This is a genomic window from Campylobacter sp. 2352 PW (assembly GCF_024723575.1).
Lineage (GTDB): Bacteria > Campylobacterota > Campylobacteria > Campylobacterales > Campylobacteraceae > Campylobacter_D.
Genome location: NZ_JANQCX010000005.1, coordinates 58,386 through 75,457 on the forward strand (window position 1 = coordinate 58,386; position 17,072 = coordinate 75,457).

Sequence of the window (17,072 nt, forward strand, 5' to 3'; positions counted from 1 at the left end):
ATTTTCCTTAATTTAGCTATAATATTTAAATAAAATTATAATCAAAACAACTTATAAAAATTTAAGGATAAACTATGCTTCAAACTTGTATTTTTCCTGCAGCAGGTTATGGTACTAGATTTTTACCAGCTACAAAAACCCTACCTAAAGAAATGCTACCAATTTTGACAAAACCTTTAATTCACTATGGTGTGGATGAAGCTTTAGAAGCTGGTATGGAAACTATGGGCTTTGTTACAGGGCGTGGAAAAAGAGCTTTGGAAGATTATTTTGATATTTCTTATGAACTTGAACACCAAATTGCAGGCACTAAAAAAGAATATCTTTTAAGTGAAATAAGAACACTCATAGATCGTTGTACCTTTACTTTTACAAGACAAAATGAAATGAAAGGCTTAGGAGATGCGGTTTTAAAAGCAAAACCTTTAGTGCAAGATGAAGCTTTTGGGGTAATTTTAGCAGATGATTTATGCGTAAATGAAGATGGGGTAAATGTCCTAGCTCAAATGGTAAAAATTTATGAAAAATACCGCTGCTCTGTTATAGCTGTGATGGAAGTTGAAGCTGATCAAGTCTCAAACTATGGGGTTATAGCTGGAAATGCTGTGGAAGAGGATTTAATCATGGTAAATTCTATGGTAGAAAAACCTGATCCAAAAGATGCTCCAAGTAACTTAGCTATCATAGGAAGATACATTCTAACACCTGATATTTTTGGCATTTTAGAAAATACCAAAGCAGGTAAAAATGGAGAAATTCAACTAACTGATGCCTTACTTTCACAAGCAACTAATAATATGGTTTTAGCTTATAAATTTAAAGGAAAAAGATTTGATTGTGGAAGCGTAGAAGGCTTTGTGGAAGCGACAAATTATTTTTATGAGAAAAGTAAAAATGCTAAATAATACTTTATTTTTTAAAACCCAAGATTTTAAAAAAATCACCGCTTATGCAAATAGAATGAATGATGAGCTAGAAAGTGGCGATATAGGGTATTATCACTTAGTAGATACGAGCTTTGATTTAATCAAAGAAAGTAAAGAATTTATCGCTACTAAAACACATATAGAAAATATCGTTTTAGTGGGCATGGGTGGATCAAGTTGTGGGGTTAAAGCTTTAAAAGAGCTTTTATTTGATCAAGTAGAAGAAAAAAAACTTTTTATTATTGATAATACCTCCTCACATACTTTTACCCAAACTATGCAAAAAATAAATCCCCAAAAAACACTTTTCATCATAGCAAGTAAATCAGGTACAACTATAGAAGTGATTTCTTTATTTAAACTCATCATTGCTCATTTTGATTTTAAAAATGAAAATTTGCATGAAAACTTTGTGTTTATTACTGATTTTGAGTCAAAACTTCACAAACTAGGTGAAGAATTAAACATAAAATGCTTTTTTATACCTAAAAATGTCGGTGGTAGATTTAGTGTTTTATCTGCTATTGGTATTGTTCCTTTGAGCTTTTGTGGGTATGATACTAAAGCCTTATTAGAAGGTGCAAAAGCTTGTTATGTGGATTTTTTTGAGAAAAAATGTGATCAAATTTTACAAAAAGCTTATCATTATTGCACGCATAAAAGTGCACATATTAATGTGCTTTTTTCTTATGGAGATGCTTTTAAAGGTTTTAATGAATGGTATATTCAACTAATTGCTGAAAGTCTAGGTAAAAAACAAGGCTTTAAACGCATAGGTTTAACTCCTATTGCTTTAATTGGCGCTAGAGATCAGCATAGCTTTTTACAACTTATCATGGATGGGCCCAAAGATAAAACTGTTACTTTTTTAAAAATCAAAGATAGTCAAAAATCTCCTAGTATCCCAAATATAAGCTTTAATCATTTACAAAATTGTGATTTTACTAATGAAGTTAATTTGCATGATCTTTTAAACGCGCAATGCGATGCAACCATGCATGCATTAATTGCTGAAAATTTAAGTGTTGATGTCATAGAACTTGAAAAATTAGATGCTTATCATTGTGGGTATTTGATGTATTATTATGAGTTATTTACTTCTGCATGTGGCATTATGCTTGGAATTAATACTTATGATCAACCTGGCGTAGAGGTAGGAAAATTAATACTTAAAAATATGTTAAGTAAATAAATTTGCATTATTGTAAAAAAAGAGTATAATGAAAATATAATAATTACTAACATTAAAATTTATTAGATAATAATTATTATTATTTAAGAATTTTATGTTATAATTTTAAAAATAAAAAAGGAGATAACATGTCAGTAACAAAACAATTATTACAATTACAAGCGGATGCTCATAGTTTATGGATTAAATTTCATAATTATCACTGGAATGTAAAAGGTTTACAGTTTTTCTCAATTCATGAATATACAGAAAAAGCTTATGAAGAAATGGCAGAACTTTTTGATGATTGTGCTGAGAGAGCTTTACAACTAGGAGAAAAAGCTATCGTTTGTTCAAAAACATTACTAGAAAATGCAAAAGCACCTAAGGCTCAAAAAGATTGTTTTACTCCAGTAGAAGTTTTAGAGCTTATTAGAGAAGATTATAAGTATCTTTTGGCTGAATTTAAAAAGTTAAATGAAGAAGCTGAAAAAGCAAGTGATACTACAACAGCAGCATTTGCTCAAGAAAATATTGCAAAATATGAAAAAGTTCTTTGGATGCTTAATTCAACTATCCAAAATACTTGCTCTATGTAAGAATTTATAATGTTTTTTGACTTACAAAGCTTTATTGCTTTAAGTCAAAAAACAAATTTAACTTCCCAAGAAAAACTACTCTTATTAAAACTTCATACTCATTTTGAAAAAAATATCGATTTATTGCAAAAATTATATGATTATAGTTTGGTAGCTTATTGTGCTAATGCATATTTAAATCAAAGCTTAAAAAAAGAAGGCTTGCAAAAACACAAAGCCATTATAAAAGCTTTAACTAATCCTTTTTATAAAAAAGAAAAAATCCCCGTAGGTGGTTTAAACAATGCATTTTTAGCTTTAAAATTTGTAAAAAATTATGAAATACTTGAACACATCAACGAAACACACCCTCAATCTAAAATGGGTTTTAGGGCTAGTTTTATTTATGATAAAAAAAGAAAAAACTATATTTTAGCCTTTGCAGGGAGTGATTTAAATCCTTTGTGTTTTGATTTTAAAGATCTTTATAGTGATTTTTTGATTTTACTTAACAAAACTCCAAAAGGCCAGATTCAATCCATGCAGTATTTTTACAATCAACTTAAACAAAAATACACCATTGATAAAAAGCTCATCATTATAGGACATTCTTTAGGAGGATATCTAGCTCAAGCTTTTGCAAGAACCTTTCCTAGCGCGGTAAAAGAAGTCTATGCCTTTCAAGCACCTGGTTTAAACCAAAACTTTCAAAATCTTTCTTATATAAATTTTCATATAAATACCACCCATAATTTAAATTTCAAAACTTACAAATGGTGGAATTTTAATTTTGTGCAAAAGCTTTATAAGAAAGATAGCAAGGAGATTTTACTACACACAGGAAGCATTAAACATCATCCTAGCGTGTGTATTTATAAACTGCATGAATTATTTAAAATTCTTAACCCATAAGGGCTAAGAATTAATGTAAGTCTTCATTAAGTTTTACAGCCTTTTTATTAAAAGCTGCTATCATCACTCCACTTTGAGAATCTTGTCTAAAATGTAAGCCATTTAATCCTGCTAATTCTAAACCTTTATATATATCTTTATCAAATTTAAAATTAGGGTTGATTTTTTGAAGTTCTTCTTTATTTTTTAAAGCAAATTTAGTCCCTTCTAAAACAGCAATACCCGCATCAACGATACAATTATCCCCTAAAGGAATTCCAGTAACCGAATTTGCACCCAAAAGACAAGCTTTACCGATGCTAATAGCATTACCACTTGTACCACTTAAAACACCAAGTATAGAAGCACCGCCTCCTACATCGCTACCTTCACCCACAACAGCTGAAGAACTAATACGTCCTTCTACCATACAAGCTCCAGTTGTACCTGCATTAAAATTCACATAAGCAGCCCCTGGCATTATAGTAGTACCTGCAGCTAAAACCGCCCCCATTCTCACTTTAGAACTTTCTAAAATTCTAGTATTATCCTCAGGAATAACATGAGCTAAAAATCTTGGAAATTTATCTACATAATCAATCCTTGGATACCTTCCACTCATTTTTAAATCAATCTCATTTTCTCTTAAAAAGTCCAAATCAATAGGCTTATTGTCACTCCATGCAACATTTGGTAAAATCCCAAAAGCGCCTGTTAAATTTAAACTTCTTAAAGGTACTTTTTTATTGGAAAGCAAGTAAAGTTTTAAATACACACTTTCTAAACTTTTTGGTGCCTCATCTTCAAAAATACAAACAAAAGAAAAAGCATTTTCTCTAAAATTTTCCTTTGCTGCTTTGATTGCTTCTATATTTTTATGGCCTTGCTCTTGCAAAAATGGCGCAAAACATTCAAGTGCAAAATCCAAATCTTCTTTAATCAAAGTAGCCACAAACTCACTTTCGTTAAAGTCAACATCAACACCTCTTCTAAAAAAAGCTTCAAACATAACAGCTGCAGCAGCATAATTTTGCTCAAAATTAATCACACCAAAATTGGCTTGAAGTTTTTTACTAGGATCAACTTGACTTAGATCAAGCCTTGCTATAGCAAAAGCTTTAGGTTTTTTATAATTAATCCTTTGTTCGATTTGCTTGATTAAATTTAAAAATTCTTCTTTACTTTCTATTGGCATATTTTCTCCTTATTGCGAGCACGCACTTTTGCCATTCATTATAGGTTGAATAGCTGAATTATCTACTTTACCTTCTTGATTAACCTTTTCTATAAATTCCCAAATTTTTTCAGCAGCTTGCAAATATCTTTTTGAACTTACACTCTCAGGCATATAAAAACTTACAGGCTTACCACTATCTCCACCTTCTCTTACACTCATTTCGATAGGAATTTGAGCTAAAACTTCACATTTATAAGCTTTTGCCATTTCTTCTGTGGTGCCTTTACCAAAGATATCATATTCTTTGCCATTATCAGGACATAAAAAGCCACTCATATTTTCTATAATACCTGCAACAGGAATGTGTAATTTTTCAAACATATCAAGCGCTCTTTTGCTATCATCTAAAGACACTACTTGAGGAGTACTTACACACACACCTGCACTCACTGGCACACTTTGAGCTAGGGTAATTTGTGCATCACCAGTTCCTGGAGGCATATCAAGTAATAATACATCAAGTTCAGGCCAAAGCACATCAGCCAAAAGTTGCTCAATTGCTTTCATAATCATAGAACCACGCCACATCAAACCTTTACCTTCTTCTATTAGCACACCCATACTCATCATATAAACCCCATGAGATAAAATAGGACGAATTTTTTGACCTACAATTTCAGGTTTGCTTTTACTCTCACCTAGCATTCTTGGTATATTTGGCCCATAAATATCCGCATCTAAAAGCCCTACTCTTTTGCCCATTTTAGCTAAAGAAATCGCTAAATTTAAAGTTGTAGTACTTTTACCTACCCCACCTTTACCGCTTGAAATCATAAGGAAATTTTTAATTTGTGGAGCGATATTTTTACCACTTCTTGAATTGCTTTTTTCTTCAGGAATTTTTGGTTGAATGATTTCTAAATTAAGCTCTAAATTTAAATCTTTTAAAGCATTTGCAATATTTAGTCTAAGCTCTTGTGCGATTTGAGCATTAGCTGAAACGATTTCAACTACTATATGAGCTTGATTTTCGTTTGATTCAATTTTTTTTACAAAACCAAAACTAACTATATCTTTTTTAAAACCTGGATATATAACTTGTTTTAGTCTTTCTTCAATTTTTTCCTTCAATTTTTCTCCTTGTTATTTAAAATGATTAATTCTACTAACATAAATATAAATTTTGGCTTTTATGGTGTATAATATCGTAACATTAATAAGAAATTAAGGTGTAACAAATGTTAGATATTTCCTTGATTATGCTATCTGCGGGAGAATCATCAAGATTTAATGCTCCGGTAAAAAAGCAGTTTTTACGACTAGGCGAACAACCTTTATGGCTTTATGCTACTAAAAATTTAAGTTCTTTTTATCCTTTTAAACAAATAGTTGTTACTTCTGGTAATATTTCTTATATGAAAAAATTTGCCCCTGAATATAAATTTGTCCAAGGTGGTACAACTAGAGCACAATCTTTACTCAATGCTTTAAGTATGGTTGAGAGTGAATATGTTTTAGTTAGTGATGTTGCAAGAGTTTTGATTTCTAAAAATCTTTTTAACAATATTATAGAAAATCACGACAAAGCTGATTGTATTACACCTGTTTTAAAAGTAAGCGATACTACAATTTATGCTCAAGAAGCTATTGATAGAGATAAAATCAAACTCATACAAACCCCTCAACTTTCGCGCACAAGTATGCTAAAAAAAGCTTTAGAACAAAGCTCAAACTTCACCGATGATAGCACAGCTATACAAGCTATTGGTGGTAAAATTTGGTATGTGCAAGGTGATGAGTTAGCTAAAAAAATTACCTTTAAAGAAGATTTAAAAAGCTTAAATTTACCAAAACCATCTTGGGATATTTTTAATGGAAATGGCTTTGATGTACATGAATTTGGAGAGCAAAGAGCCTTGCTTTTGGGTGGAGTAAAAGTGCATGAAAATATGGGTTTAAAAGCTCATTCTGATGGAGATGTGCTAGCTCATGCGCTAATTGATGCGCTTTTGGGTGCAGCAGGGCTTGGAGATATTGGCGAACTTTTCCCAGATAATGATATGCAGTACAAAAACGCCGATTCTATGCTTTTATTGCAAAATGCTTATACTTTGGTGCAAAATTATGGTTTTGAGCTTGTAAATGCTGATATTACCATCATAGCCCAAACACCTAAAATGAAAGATTTTAAAGAAGCTATTGCTTTTAATATCGCTAAAACATTAAAAACCACACCAAATAAAATCAATATCAAAGCCACCACTACAGAACATCTAGGTTTTGTAGGAAGGAAAGAAGGGATTGCTGTTTTAGCAAGTGTAAATTTAAAATATTTTGATTGGATGAAATTATGAAAGTTTTAATAGTAGAAAATGAATTTTATTTAGCCCAAAGCATAGGATCAAAGCTTAATTCTATAGGTTATGATTGTGATATTATCGCAAATGTTAATGAGCTGACTCATCATGATTATGAAATCATTTTGCTTTCTACTAGTATGGCTAATTTTGAACATATTATAGAAATTTTTAAGCATAAAATCATTATTTTACTCATATCTTACATAAGTTCAGATACTGTTTTAGCTCCTTTAAAATCTGGTGCTAGTGATTACATACAAAAACCTTTCATGATAGAAGAATTAATGCGCAAGATTAAGCATTTTCAAGAATTTAAAAAAATCACCATGCTAAATAGCACCTATCAAGCATATTTAAAACATAAATTTGAAACAGCAAAACTACCAACTTTTGATTATAAAAAATTCAAACTACCTTTGATTTTAAAAACTAATAATCAAATTTTTGCTGATCATTTTGTATTTAATTATACTAACGAACACAACATCGCAAATGTTTATATAGATCTTTCACACCAGCAAAATTTAGATAAAATTTTCAAAGACAATTCTTTGTATTATTTGGTTAATTTTCAAACCCTAAAACCTTTAGAAAAAGAAAAGGTATTAAATCTTGCTTTAAAAAAGGCTGTTATTATACATACAAGTACGAATATTGAGCATAGCAATTTTCAAATTTTAGAGCTAGGTGAAGATGAAAAAAGTTTTGAAAGTAATGGAATTTTAACCATTGATGATTATGTTAAGCATATTATTATTAGTTATCAAAATATCTTTCCTGATACGGATTTATCCAAAAAATTAGGAATTTCAAGAAAATCTTTATGGGAAAAAAGGAAAAAATATGGCATTACAAAGAAAAAATAGCATTATAATCTCAGAAGAAGAATACGAAGTTTTATGTTTCATTAAAGAAGGAATTTTTGGTTCTTTTACAAAATTGATGAACGAACAAGAAAGAGATGAATTTTTAAAAAATGAAGCAATAAACGGATATAAATTTCCCTACGCCTTAACTTTTGCTCCACACAATGAAAACAAAAAAATCATAGAAAATGCCAAAGTTAAAGACAAAATAGATTTTGTATGTAATGATCAAATAGTAGGCCACATCATCTTAGAAAGTAAATTTAAAAACGATAAAAACATTAATGATATTTTTACACCTAATACATGCTTGATTGATGATTTTGGAGAAATTTGCATTAGTGGTGAATTTGAAATTTATCACAATCGTATCAAGGCTATAAAAGAAGATTTTGAAAAAATCAAAAAAAGATTAAACCCTTCTAATATCACTGCTATTGTTTCAAGCTTTGATCCTTTTCATAGAGCACATGAGAGAATTTTAAGATGGGCTATAGAGCAATCTGATCTAGTAATTATTTTCCTTATAGAATCTTATGAAAGTAATGGTTTAAACCTAAAACTTAAAAAGCGTTGCTTTGATATTTTTGCGCAAAATTATTTACCATCTTCTAGAGTTTTACTCATACCTTTACATAATATCAAAATTTTTGCCTCGCATTTAAATCCGGTGCTTGAGTGTGCTTTGGCTAAAAGTTTTGATTGTAATAAACTGTTTGTAGGACAAAATCACGCAGGGCTTGGAATGTATTTTAATCAAAACAGAGCCTTTACTGTACTTGATGATTTTGCAAAAGATTATAATATAGAAGTAACTATACTTCCTGAATTTGTATTTTGTGATGAGTGTAAAATGATAGTAAGCACCAAATCATGCCCACATGGAGCTCATCATCATATGAAATATCATGGCGATTCTTTAAAAAATTTACTCAGACTTGGTATCATTCCACCAGCAGTTTTTATAAGAAGAGAAATTTCTGCTTTGATTTTATCAGAGCTTTTTCCAAATCGTTTCCATAATAAACAAAATATCTATAGCAATCTTTTCCCTACGCATGGTATTTTAGAATATAGAGGCGATAAAGAATTTTATGAGCAACTTATAAAACTCCATCAAATGTCATATATGGTGTAATCATGCAAAAATTATTTTTAACTTTTTTTTATTCAGGTAGTGTTAATAAAGCTCCAGGAACTTTTGGCACAATAGCAGCGCTAATCCCTGCTTTTTTTATTTTAAGGTATTTGGGTATAGGAACCTTGATCTTACTTGCAATTTTGCTTTTTTTAATCTCTATAAAAATCATCGATCAATACGAAAAACAAACAGGTATACACGATGATAAGCATATTGTAATAGATGAAGTTGTAGGAGTGTTTTTAGCTTTGGCAATTTGCGGGCAAAGCGTTTTTACTTTTTTGCTTTCTTTTGTTTTATTTAGATTTTTTGATATCACAAAACCTTCTATCATAGGTAAAATTGACAAAAAAACCAAAGGCGGTTTGGGTGTAATGCTAGATGATGTTTTAGCAGGAATTTTCGCAGGATTATTTAGTGCTGTGATTTATGGAATTTTACTTAAATTTGATCTTTTATGGTTTGATATAAGTATTATGGAGATATTTTAATTCGTAATTTTTTGATTTAACTTCATTTATGATAAACTTCACAAACTAAAACGAAAAGGATAAAAAATGATTAAAAAACAATGTTTGGTGCTTTAGCATTAATTTCTTTTATAGCATGTGCTAATGGAGTAGATTATAAATATGATCCAAGTAGAGGTTCTAAAGGTGGTTATGATTTATTCATTAAAACTTTAAAAAAAGATTATGGCTCTAATGTTGTGATAAAAAGCCTTAAAGATGTTGATTTAAATGCTTTAAAAGAAAAACACCCTGAAGTAGCTGAAGATTTTGAAGAGATAAAACCGACTCAAAATGAATTAGCTAAAGAAGTTGCAAATGGACAAATACAATATGGCGATGTTGTTTATATCAACTATAAAAATGGCGATTTGAATAAACATAAAATAGTTTATGGCATGTGTGATACAAGAAAATGGAATAAAGAAAGATGTGAAGATCGTGGAGCAATTGTTGATATGACTGAATAAAATCAACCTATCAAATGCAATATAATTTTTCTAAGATAAGATTTACTTAATCTATCTTAGAAAAACCTCAACTACAATTTTCTTATTTTTTATTACAATAAAATAATTTTAATTTTTAAAAAAAGTTAGTATAAAGGGTGAACGCCAAAGGAAAAACCTTTAGCATTAATTTATAAATCCACTTGCAAGCACTAAATCTTTATCGTAAAATACTGCCATTTGTCCGCTAGCAAGCCCATAAACAGGTTCTTGTAAGATGATTTTTGCACTCTTATCTTCATTAATCAAAACTTTACATGGGGTTGATCTTGATCTATAGCGTATTTTTACTTCACAATCTAACTCTTTAGCATCGATAAATAAATTAATATTATCAAGGTTAAATTCACTTATCTTAAGTTCTTCTTTTTTACCTACTATGATTTCATTTTTTTTAGGATCAATTTTTAATACAAAATGTGGCTCATGAGCCCCGCGTACCTCAAAACCTCTTCTTTTACCTATGGTATAGTGCATATAACCTTCGTGTTTTCCTACTTCTTTTCCACTACTATCTCTTACAATACCTGGAATTTTGGTATCCATAAACTGATCTAAAACTTGCACATAAGTATCTTCCACAAAACAAATTTCAGAACTTTCCTTTTGTGTTGCAAAAGATTTTAAAACATCGATTGTAGAAGCAAATTTTTTCACATCTTCTTTTTTCATCTCTCCAAGAGGAAAAATCAAATACTCCAAAGCCTCTTTATCTGCATTTGCTAGAAAATAGCTTTGATCCTTACTCTCATCAACCGCAGTTTTAATCAAACCATTTTCTATCCTTACATAATGACCTGTGGCTAATTTTTCACAACCTAAACTCTTAGCAAATTCTAAAAGCTTGCCAAGCTTGATAAAACGATTACACAAAGCGCAAGGATTTGGCGTTTTACCTTCCTTATAGGTATTAACAAAAGGCATATAAACTTGATTTTTAAAATCTTCTTGTAAGTCTAAAATATGATATTTGATGTCTAAAAATTTAGCAACTTTTTCAACTTTTTGTATATTTTCTTCATGATAATTAGCTTTTCCATGAAGCTTCATATAACAACCTATAATCTCATGTCCTGCTTGTTTTAACTTATAAGCAGTTACAGTACTATCTACACCCCCACTCATTGCAACAAGAATTTTCATCTTTTTCCTTTATCATTCTTATAATTTCATCCAAATCATCACTTATACTATACTTTAACTCATCATTTTTAGATATAGTTCCAAGTCCTAGTAAAGAAGTTTTGATAAATTCATCAAGAGGTTGCCAAAATTTTTGCCCAACTAAAATAATAGGAACATCCTTTTTAAAACTAAGTTGTTTAAGAGTAAGAATTTCAAAAAATTCATCTAATGTTCCAAAGCCGCCTGGGAAAATCACAAAAGCTAGACTCTTTTGAATAAGAGCCATTTTGCGAATGGCTAAGCTCTTAAAAGTGATATTATACTCTAAAAAGTCATTTGCTTTTTGCTCAAATGGTAAATGTATATTAAATCCAAAAGATTTTAAATGTGAAGCTTGACTTTGCATAGCCCCATAATTTGCAGCTTGCATAATACCACCGCCACCACCACTGATGATACTATAACCAAGATCTGCTAATTTTTGGGCTAATTTTGAAGCCAAAATACAATACTCATTATCTTCTTTTAAGCGTGCAGAACCAAAAAAAGTTATGCCTTTTTGAATTTTTTCTAATTCTTTAAGATAGGCAATATCTTCAATAATATATTCTTTCATCTTAGTTGCTCTAATCTTTCTTTTTTAGAGCCTATCTCAGTAATTTGCACTCCAAAGTTTCCATCTACGATAACTACTTCCCCATAAGCGATTTTTTTATCGCCTATTAAAATTTCTAAAGGATCGTTTGCTAATTGATCAAGCTCGATAACCGAACCTATATCCATGGTTAAAACATCTTTTAAAAGCATTTTTTTACTACCTATACGCACTCTTATAGGCAAACGCACATCCATGATCAAACCGATATTTCTTAGCTCTTCTACATTAGCTAAGGCTTTATGATCTTGTGCATGATCTTCATTTGTTGCTACGATTTCTTCTAAGTCAGTTTTGGTTAAAATCTTATAAATTTTTTCATCAAAAACCAAAGAAATTTTTTCTTCTAAATCAGCTATTTTTACATTGTATAAATATAGTTTATGAAAACCACCAAGTTCTAAGCTATCTGCAACAAATTCACAATTTTCTAGACTAAACTCCATTTTTGGAATTTCTTTTTGCGCGCCTAAGGTTGTAGAAAATGCTGAGATGATATTTTGTATAGCTTCTTTAGCAGCGTCCATTTCATCTTCATTAAGCTCACTGTTTTTGGAGATTTCTTCTTCTCCCATCATCCACTCACCAATTGCACTCATTAAAACTGCACTGGCTAGGATTTTAATTTTCATTTCATTATTAACGCTAAAAGTAGCACTAACTAATGGTGGAGTCATAGAATCTTGAGAATTTACATCATACTCATAATACTCACTAAATTCAGCACTTTTTCCTGTTAAACCTTCTATTGTACTTACACATTCATTGACGAATATGCCTAAAAAATCATTGATCATCGTCTTCCTCTTCTAGTTCTTCATTATCATCATACGAATTTGCTTTTGCTCTTCTTTCATCTTCATATTTTTCAAGCATTTCTTTAATCTCATCTTTATCAGTTTTGATAAGTTCTAAGATTTTAATTGACTTTCTAAATCTATGAAGTCCCACTTGAGCTAAAAATACTTCTTTTTTATCAATAGCTACTATAGCTTTATCATCTGCGCTTCTATCAAGCTTTAAAATATCTCCTTGTTTTAAATCTAAAAATTCATTTACATTGATAAAAGTTTTACCAAGCATAGCTTCATAAATTACCTCAGCACGACCGATCAAGGTTTTAAGTTCTTTATTTCTTGATTTTTTAGCCGAAGTTTCACCCATCATAATATCACGATTTGCCAAACGACTCAAAATACTTTCCAAATGCACAACCGGATAGCAAATATTTACCATACCACTTGAATTTCCGATGATAATCTCCATTACCACCATGATAACAATTTCATTTTGAGAAACTATTTGCACAACATTTGGACTTGATTCTTTTGCTTCAACACTTGGATAAATTTCAGTGACATTCATCCAACTTTCTTTAAGTCTTTGCATAATAATACGCAAAATAGAATCAAGCAAATTAAGCTCGATTTCTGTAAGCTCTCTTAAGGTATCAAAACTCTCTCCTTGACCACCTAAAAGTCTATCTATCATAGGAAAAGCAATACTTGGATTAATCTCTAAAACGCAGTTTCCATCTAAAGGTTTAATTGAAAAAACGTTAAAGCTTGTTGGCGAAGGCAAAGACATCAAAAACTCACCATAAGTCATTTGATCCACCGAGTGAAGTTTAATCTCAACTATACTTCTCATCATAGATGAAATTTGCGAAGCAAGATTTCTTGCTAATTTATCATGAATCCCTTTAATAGAACGAAGTTGTTCTTTAGAAACCCTGTTTGGACGCTTAAAATCATATACTACTATATCTCTTTTATCTTCTAGCTCTTCTAATTTCGAAGAAGCTGCACTTTCATCACTATCATCATCAACAACTTCTAAAAGAGCATCAATTTCTTCTTGGGAAAGTATCTCAGCCATTAAACTAGCCTTTCTCGAATCTTCTTAAGCAAACGCTTATGAATTTGTGAAATTCTTGACTCGCTAATCTCTAAAATCTCTGCGATTTCTTTTAAATTTAATTCTTCATAATAATAAAGCTGTATTACAAGCTTTTCTCTTTCTTTAAATTCTTCTAAAACTGCATTGATTTTTTCTATTAATTCTTCTTTTTCTATTTGTTCTATGATATTGCTATCATTAAAGCAATTTAGCTGTTCATCCAAAGGCATAACAAGCGATATAGCATGAGCTGCTCTTGCTTCTTTTACCTTTTCTACTTCTAAATTTAGTCTTTGTGCTAAATACTCATCATCGGGTTCTTTTTCATTTTCTTGATAAAACTCATCTATAATAGCATCAATATCTTTGATAATTTTTCTATTGCTTCTACTCATTACATCAAGGCTTCTTAGATAATCAAGCATAGCTCCATTAACTCTTTTTCTTGCAAAGCCCCAGAAATTATCATTTTGTTCTTTATCATAACGGCGTGAGAGTTTGATCATTTCCTCTACACCAATACTAATTAAATCATTTACATCAATACTTGCAGGCAAACGCTCTTTAAGTCTAAAAGCCATAGCTCTTAATGCCGGCATATAAGAGATAACTAAGTCATCTTGCTCTTTTTTTAGCGTAGAAGCATAGGCATTATGCGGCTGCATGTTTTACTTTTCTTTTTGAAGAGCTTTCAAGTTTTTTAAGGTCTTCACGCTCTTCTTGAAGTTTTTCAAGCAAGTAATCCATTTTCTTTTCTCTTGCGGCTAATTCTGCTATAAAACTATTATTTTCATTTTCATATTTTTCTTTATTAAAGCTTCTACCGCTAATTTTATTAACATCTACAAAAATCATAATTACTATATGGATTAACACATAAAATACAAAAGTAATCAAACAAGTATATACAACTATCTCTACTGCATCTTCTATATTAACTATGGTAAACATTAATCCTATAAAAAAACCACAAACAGTAAAAAAAGCAACAAAATTCTCTGGTCTCATCTTTTTCCCTCAATCTAAAAACGATCCAAAAGCTTTTTGAAAAAACTCATAATGCTTTTATCTCCCACATTATTAAGCACTTTTTGTTCCAACCTATATAAAAGCTTAGAAGCTATGGTTTTTAGCTCATCACTTGCATTAGTGTCATCATCACTAAATAAAGTTCTTTTTTTAATGCTAGAACTAATATCTTTACTTTGACCTAAAAATCCTAAAAATTCTAAATTTAAATTATGCTTAATGTTAATATCTGCTACTTTTTTAATATTATCAAAAATTCTCAAAGCCTCATTTTCATTTTTAACAACATTAAACACCATTAATAAATTCTCTTTAGTCTTTGAAGTAGTTTTTATAGTAGCATAAGCATCGGTAATCGCAGCAGGATCAGGCACAGTTATGACAATAACCTCATCAGACATTTCTAAGAAATTTCCTATATTACCACCTATACCTGCTCCTGTATCAATGATTAAAAAGTCTAAATCATCTAAAATACTTGTTTGATTTAAAAATCTCTCATAAATGTTTTTATCATTATATTTTAAAATTTCATCGCCACTTTCACCTGGGATAAGCCATAAATTTGGTTTTACTTCTATTAAAATATCTTCTAGTGAGCATTCACCCTTTAAAACATGTAAAAGGTTTTTTTCTACACGCACATTTAAAATCACATCTAAATTTGCAAGCCCAATATCTGCATCAAAAAGCCCTACTTTATAACCATTTTTAGCTAGGATGTTGCCCAAATTTGCGCTAAAAGTACTTTTTCCAACCCCACCTTTACCGCTAGTAACTGCGATAAAATGAGTATGTTTTACATTTGAGTTTTCATTTTTTACTAGATCTTTTAATTTTTCTGCTTGATTACTCATTTTCATCCCTTCTAAAACCTTCTAACACACAACGCACTAAAAAGTCACTATTAGCCACTTCTATATCATCAGGCACTTCTTGACCTATGGAAAAAAAGCTCATCGGAGTGCTAGTTTCATAAAGCAAAGAAAATACATTTCCAAATACTTTTGTTTCATCAAATTTTGTAATGATTAAAGTGTCTATATTTAAAAATGAAAAATTATTGTAAGTTTCTAATAAATCTTCATATTTTGTATTTGCTGAAAGCACTAAATTCACATCAATTTGTGCATTAGAATGCGATAAAAATTCTTTTGTTTTTTCAAGTTTTGCCTTATCATACTGTGAATTTCCGGTTGTATCTACTAAAATAACCTCACAAGTATTTAAACTTCTAATCGCATCATCTAAGTCATTTGGCTCTATACTATCAATAATAGGAAGTTTCATCATCTTAGCATATTGAAAAAGTTGCTCTACTGCACCTATTCTATAAGTATCAAGAGTTATAATACCGGTTTTATAGCGTCTATCTCCATAAGCATAGCGAAAAGCAAGTTTAGCTAAAGTAGTAGTTTTGCCCACTCCTGTTGGGCCTACTAACATCATGATTTTTTGCTTTTTAATTTCACTTTCTAAACGACATGGAAGCATATTACGCAAAAGTGAGTAAAAATACCTTTGCACTGCTTCTTGATTTGCTTTCATAGTGCTTGGCATATTTTCAATAGTTGCTTTCATAATCGCTTCTAAATGCGCTTCTTGCATACCACTTGCCTTAGCTTGCTTATAAATACTTGCAAACTCAGGTGGTATAGCTAGTTCTTTGCGTAAATCTGCCTTATCATCCCACATCATATCCACAAGCAAATTCATTTTATCATTAAGCTTGTTCATTTGTTTTTCAAAGGCTTCAATTTTTTTATCATAATTTGGATTTGGCATAGAAAAATCTTGATAGTTTGAAACCTTGCTAATTTCTGAACTAACCTGAGAAAGTTTATTTTTTAAATTTAAAAAATTATCATCTTTTTTGCTTGTATTTAAATAAGGATTAATAGGTTTTTGCTTAGCTTTTGAAGAAAAATCAAGCACTACATCTTCTTCTTTTTTTTCATCTTCAAGTTTTGGAGCTTGAATTTTAGCCTCAGGAAAACTTGCTGTGTTTGGTTTTTTCTTTGGTGGCATAGGCAAATTATTTTGTTTTAAATGCTCTTCATAATCAGCTTCTTCAATCGCTACTATAACCTCATACAAAGGCTTTTGATTGATAGTTTTTGGACGAATTTGCTTATTAGTTACTATCAAAGCCTTATCGCCATAATCTTGCTTAACCTTAGGTATAATCTCATCTGTGCTTTCAACTGTAAAAGTATGAATCAATTGTCCCATATTT

The 17,072-nt window shown here is 30.4% G+C and carries 19 protein-coding genes; 9 read left to right on the plus strand and 10 right to left on the minus strand.

Annotated elements, in window-relative coordinates:
- The first annotated feature begins 74 nt into the window (after nucleotides 1-74).
- From galU to CAMP5121_RS03965, 4 genes are all read left to right on the plus strand, one after another.
- Nucleotides 75-905 carry a UTP--glucose-1-phosphate uridylyltransferase GalU gene (galU, locus tag CAMP5121_RS03950; protein WP_039667975.1) on the plus strand — a complete coding sequence of 277 codons (831 nt, stop codon included), beginning with the start codon at nucleotides 75-77 and terminating at the stop codon, nucleotides 903-905.
- A complete protein-coding gene (locus CAMP5121_RS03955; protein ID WP_263692529.1) occupies nucleotides 895-2,118 on the plus strand; it encodes a glucose-6-phosphate isomerase in 1,224 nt (407 codons plus the stop codon). The genes galU and CAMP5121_RS03955 overlap by 11 nt, the downstream gene beginning before the upstream one ends.
- 128 nt (nucleotides 2,119-2,246) lie before the next feature.
- The gene (locus CAMP5121_RS03960) at nucleotides 2,247-2,696 is read left to right on the plus strand and encodes a Dps family protein (RefSeq protein WP_039667974.1); all 450 of its coding nucleotides are present in this window, start codon (nucleotides 2,247-2,249) and stop codon (nucleotides 2,694-2,696) included.
- A 9-nt stretch (nucleotides 2,697-2,705) separates the two neighbouring features.
- Nucleotides 2,706-3,587 (plus strand): alpha/beta fold hydrolase, encoded by an 882-nt coding sequence (locus CAMP5121_RS03965; protein WP_337214849.1) that lies wholly within the window; start codon nucleotides 2,706-2,708, stop codon nucleotides 3,585-3,587.
- Nucleotides 3,588-3,597: 10 nt separating this feature from the next.
- Here CAMP5121_RS03965 and CAMP5121_RS03970 read toward each other — a convergent pair whose 3' ends face one another.
- A complete protein-coding gene (locus CAMP5121_RS03970) occupies nucleotides 3,598-4,761 on the minus strand; it encodes a tetrahydrodipicolinate N-succinyltransferase N-terminal domain-containing protein (protein ID WP_337214850.1) in 1,164 nt (387 codons plus the stop codon).
- Nucleotides 4,762-4,770: 9 nt separating this feature from the next.
- Nucleotides 4,771-5,874, minus strand: coding sequence for an Mrp/NBP35 family ATP-binding protein (locus CAMP5121_RS03975; RefSeq protein WP_087700675.1), 1,104 nt, complete (start codon nucleotides 5,872-5,874; stop codon nucleotides 4,771-4,773).
- Nucleotides 5,875-5,981: 107 nt separating this feature from the next.
- Between CAMP5121_RS03975 and CAMP5121_RS03980 the strand changes: the two genes are divergently transcribed.
- From CAMP5121_RS03980 to CAMP5121_RS04000, 5 genes are all read left to right on the plus strand, one after another.
- On the plus strand, nucleotides 5,982-7,097 hold the full coding sequence (locus CAMP5121_RS03980; RefSeq protein WP_263726339.1) for a bifunctional 2-C-methyl-D-erythritol 4-phosphate cytidylyltransferase/2-C-methyl-D-erythritol 2,4-cyclodiphosphate synthase: 1,116 nt from the start codon (nucleotides 5,982-5,984) through the stop codon (nucleotides 7,095-7,097).
- Nucleotides 7,094-7,969 carry a response regulator transcription factor gene (locus CAMP5121_RS03985; RefSeq protein WP_039667971.1) on the plus strand — a complete coding sequence of 292 codons (876 nt, stop codon included), beginning with the start codon at nucleotides 7,094-7,096 and terminating at the stop codon, nucleotides 7,967-7,969. The genes CAMP5121_RS03980 and CAMP5121_RS03985 overlap by 4 nt, the downstream gene beginning before the upstream one ends.
- Nucleotides 7,947-9,107, plus strand: a complete 1,161-nt coding sequence (locus CAMP5121_RS03990; protein WP_337214851.1) for a sulfate adenylyltransferase — start codon at nucleotides 7,947-7,949, stop codon at nucleotides 9,105-9,107. Before CAMP5121_RS03985 ends, CAMP5121_RS03990 begins: the two co-directional genes overlap by 23 nt.
- A 2-nt stretch (nucleotides 9,108-9,109) precedes the next feature.
- Nucleotides 9,110-9,601 carry a phosphatidylglycerophosphatase A family protein gene (locus tag CAMP5121_RS03995; protein WP_133319620.1) on the plus strand — a complete coding sequence of 164 codons (492 nt, stop codon included), beginning with the start codon at nucleotides 9,110-9,112 and terminating at the stop codon, nucleotides 9,599-9,601.
- Between the two features lie 80 nt (nucleotides 9,602-9,681).
- Nucleotides 9,682-10,089, plus strand: coding sequence for a hypothetical protein (locus CAMP5121_RS04000; protein WP_337214852.1), 408 nt, complete (start codon nucleotides 9,682-9,684; stop codon nucleotides 10,087-10,089).
- Nucleotides 10,090-10,254: 165 nt separating this feature from the next.
- Here CAMP5121_RS04000 and mnmA read toward each other — a convergent pair whose 3' ends face one another.
- The 8 genes from mnmA to flhF are packed head-to-tail and all read right to left on the minus strand — an operon-like array spanning nucleotide 10,255 to nucleotide 17,068.
- Nucleotides 10,255-11,271: a tRNA 2-thiouridine(34) synthase MnmA gene (mnmA, locus tag CAMP5121_RS04005; RefSeq protein ID WP_337214853.1), complete on the minus strand. Its 1,017-nt coding sequence runs from the start codon at nucleotides 11,269-11,271 to the stop codon at nucleotides 10,255-10,257.
- Nucleotides 11,234-11,869, minus strand: a complete 636-nt coding sequence (locus CAMP5121_RS04010) for a TIGR00730 family Rossman fold protein (protein WP_337214854.1) — start codon at nucleotides 11,867-11,869, stop codon at nucleotides 11,234-11,236. Before CAMP5121_RS04010 ends, mnmA begins: the two co-directional genes overlap by 38 nt.
- Nucleotides 11,866-12,705, minus strand: a complete 840-nt coding sequence (gene fliY, locus CAMP5121_RS04015) for a flagellar motor switch protein FliY (protein WP_214099022.1) — start codon at nucleotides 12,703-12,705, stop codon at nucleotides 11,866-11,868. The genes CAMP5121_RS04010 and fliY overlap by 4 nt, the downstream gene beginning before the upstream one ends.
- Nucleotides 12,695-13,786 (minus strand): flagellar motor switch protein FliM, encoded by a 1,092-nt coding sequence (fliM, locus tag CAMP5121_RS04020; protein ID WP_039667962.1) that lies wholly within the window; start codon nucleotides 13,784-13,786, stop codon nucleotides 12,695-12,697. Before fliM ends, fliY begins: the two co-directional genes overlap by 11 nt.
- Nucleotides 13,786-14,472 (minus strand): RNA polymerase sigma factor FliA, encoded by a 687-nt coding sequence (locus CAMP5121_RS04025; RefSeq protein WP_039627867.1) that lies wholly within the window; start codon nucleotides 14,470-14,472, stop codon nucleotides 13,786-13,788. Before CAMP5121_RS04025 ends, fliM begins: the two co-directional genes overlap by 1 nt.
- Nucleotides 14,459-14,815 carry a hypothetical protein gene (locus CAMP5121_RS04030; RefSeq protein ID WP_039617428.1) on the minus strand — a complete coding sequence of 119 codons (357 nt, stop codon included), beginning with the start codon at nucleotides 14,813-14,815 and terminating at the stop codon, nucleotides 14,459-14,461. Before CAMP5121_RS04030 ends, CAMP5121_RS04025 begins: the two co-directional genes overlap by 14 nt.
- A 14-nt stretch (nucleotides 14,816-14,829) precedes the next feature.
- The gene (gene flhG / locus CAMP5121_RS04035; protein WP_039625269.1) at nucleotides 14,830-15,693 is read right to left on the minus strand and encodes a flagella biosynthesis ATPase FlhG; all 864 of its coding nucleotides are present in this window, start codon (nucleotides 15,691-15,693) and stop codon (nucleotides 14,830-14,832) included.
- Complete coding sequence (gene flhF, locus CAMP5121_RS04040; protein ID WP_039667960.1) at nucleotides 15,686-17,068, minus strand: flagellar biosynthesis protein FlhF; 1,383 nt, start codon at nucleotides 17,066-17,068, stop codon at nucleotides 15,686-15,688. The genes flhG and flhF overlap by 8 nt, the downstream gene beginning before the upstream one ends.
- Nucleotides 17,069-17,072 lie beyond the last annotated feature (4 nt).

Excerpts from the sequence above, each read along its gene's own strand:
- galU (WP_039667975.1), top strand. The coding sequence starts at position 75 with ATGCTTCAAACTTGTATTTTTCCTGCAGCAGGTTATGGTACTAGATTT.
- CAMP5121_RS03955 (WP_263692529.1), top strand. The coding sequence starts at position 895 with ATGCTAAATAATACTTTATTTTTTAAAACCCAAGATTTTAAAAAAATC.
- CAMP5121_RS03960 (WP_039667974.1), top strand. The coding sequence starts at position 2,247 with ATGTCAGTAACAAAACAATTATTACAATTACAAGCGGATGCTCATAGT.
- CAMP5121_RS03965 (WP_337214849.1), top strand. The coding sequence starts at position 2,706 with ATGTTTTTTGACTTACAAAGCTTTATTGCTTTAAGTCAAAAAACAAAT.
- CAMP5121_RS03970 (WP_337214850.1), bottom strand. The coding sequence starts at position 4,761 with ATGCCAATAGAAAGTAAAGAAGAATTTTTAAATTTAATCAAGCAAATC.
- CAMP5121_RS03980 (WP_263726339.1), top strand. The coding sequence starts at position 5,982 with ATGTTAGATATTTCCTTGATTATGCTATCTGCGGGAGAATCATCAAGA.
- CAMP5121_RS03985 (WP_039667971.1), top strand. The coding sequence starts at position 7,094 with ATGAAAGTTTTAATAGTAGAAAATGAATTTTATTTAGCCCAAAGCATA.
- CAMP5121_RS03990 (WP_337214851.1), top strand. The coding sequence starts at position 7,947 with ATGGCATTACAAAGAAAAAATAGCATTATAATCTCAGAAGAAGAATAC.
- CAMP5121_RS03995 (WP_133319620.1), top strand. The coding sequence starts at position 9,110 with ATGCAAAAATTATTTTTAACTTTTTTTTATTCAGGTAGTGTTAATAAA.
- CAMP5121_RS04000 (WP_337214852.1), top strand. The coding sequence starts at position 9,682 with ATGTTTGGTGCTTTAGCATTAATTTCTTTTATAGCATGTGCTAATGGA.
- mnmA (WP_337214853.1), bottom strand. The coding sequence starts at position 11,271 with ATGAAAATTCTTGTTGCAATGAGTGGGGGTGTAGATAGTACTGTAACT.
- CAMP5121_RS04010 (WP_337214854.1), bottom strand. The coding sequence starts at position 11,869 with ATGAAAGAATATATTATTGAAGATATTGCCTATCTTAAAGAATTAGAA.
- fliY (WP_214099022.1), bottom strand. The coding sequence starts at position 12,705 with ATGATCAATGATTTTTTAGGCATATTCGTCAATGAATGTGTAAGTACA.
- fliM (WP_039667962.1), bottom strand. The coding sequence starts at position 13,786 with ATGGCTGAGATACTTTCCCAAGAAGAAATTGATGCTCTTTTAGAAGTT.
- CAMP5121_RS04025 (WP_039627867.1), bottom strand. The coding sequence starts at position 14,472 with ATGCAGCCGCATAATGCCTATGCTTCTACGCTAAAAAAAGAGCAAGAT.
- CAMP5121_RS04030 (WP_039617428.1), bottom strand. The coding sequence starts at position 14,815 with ATGAGACCAGAGAATTTTGTTGCTTTTTTTACTGTTTGTGGTTTTTTT.
- flhG (WP_039625269.1), bottom strand. The coding sequence starts at position 15,693 with ATGAGTAATCAAGCAGAAAAATTAAAAGATCTAGTAAAAAATGAAAAC.
- flhF (WP_039667960.1), bottom strand. The coding sequence starts at position 17,068 with ATGGGACAATTGATTCATACTTTTACAGTTGAAAGCACAGATGAGATT.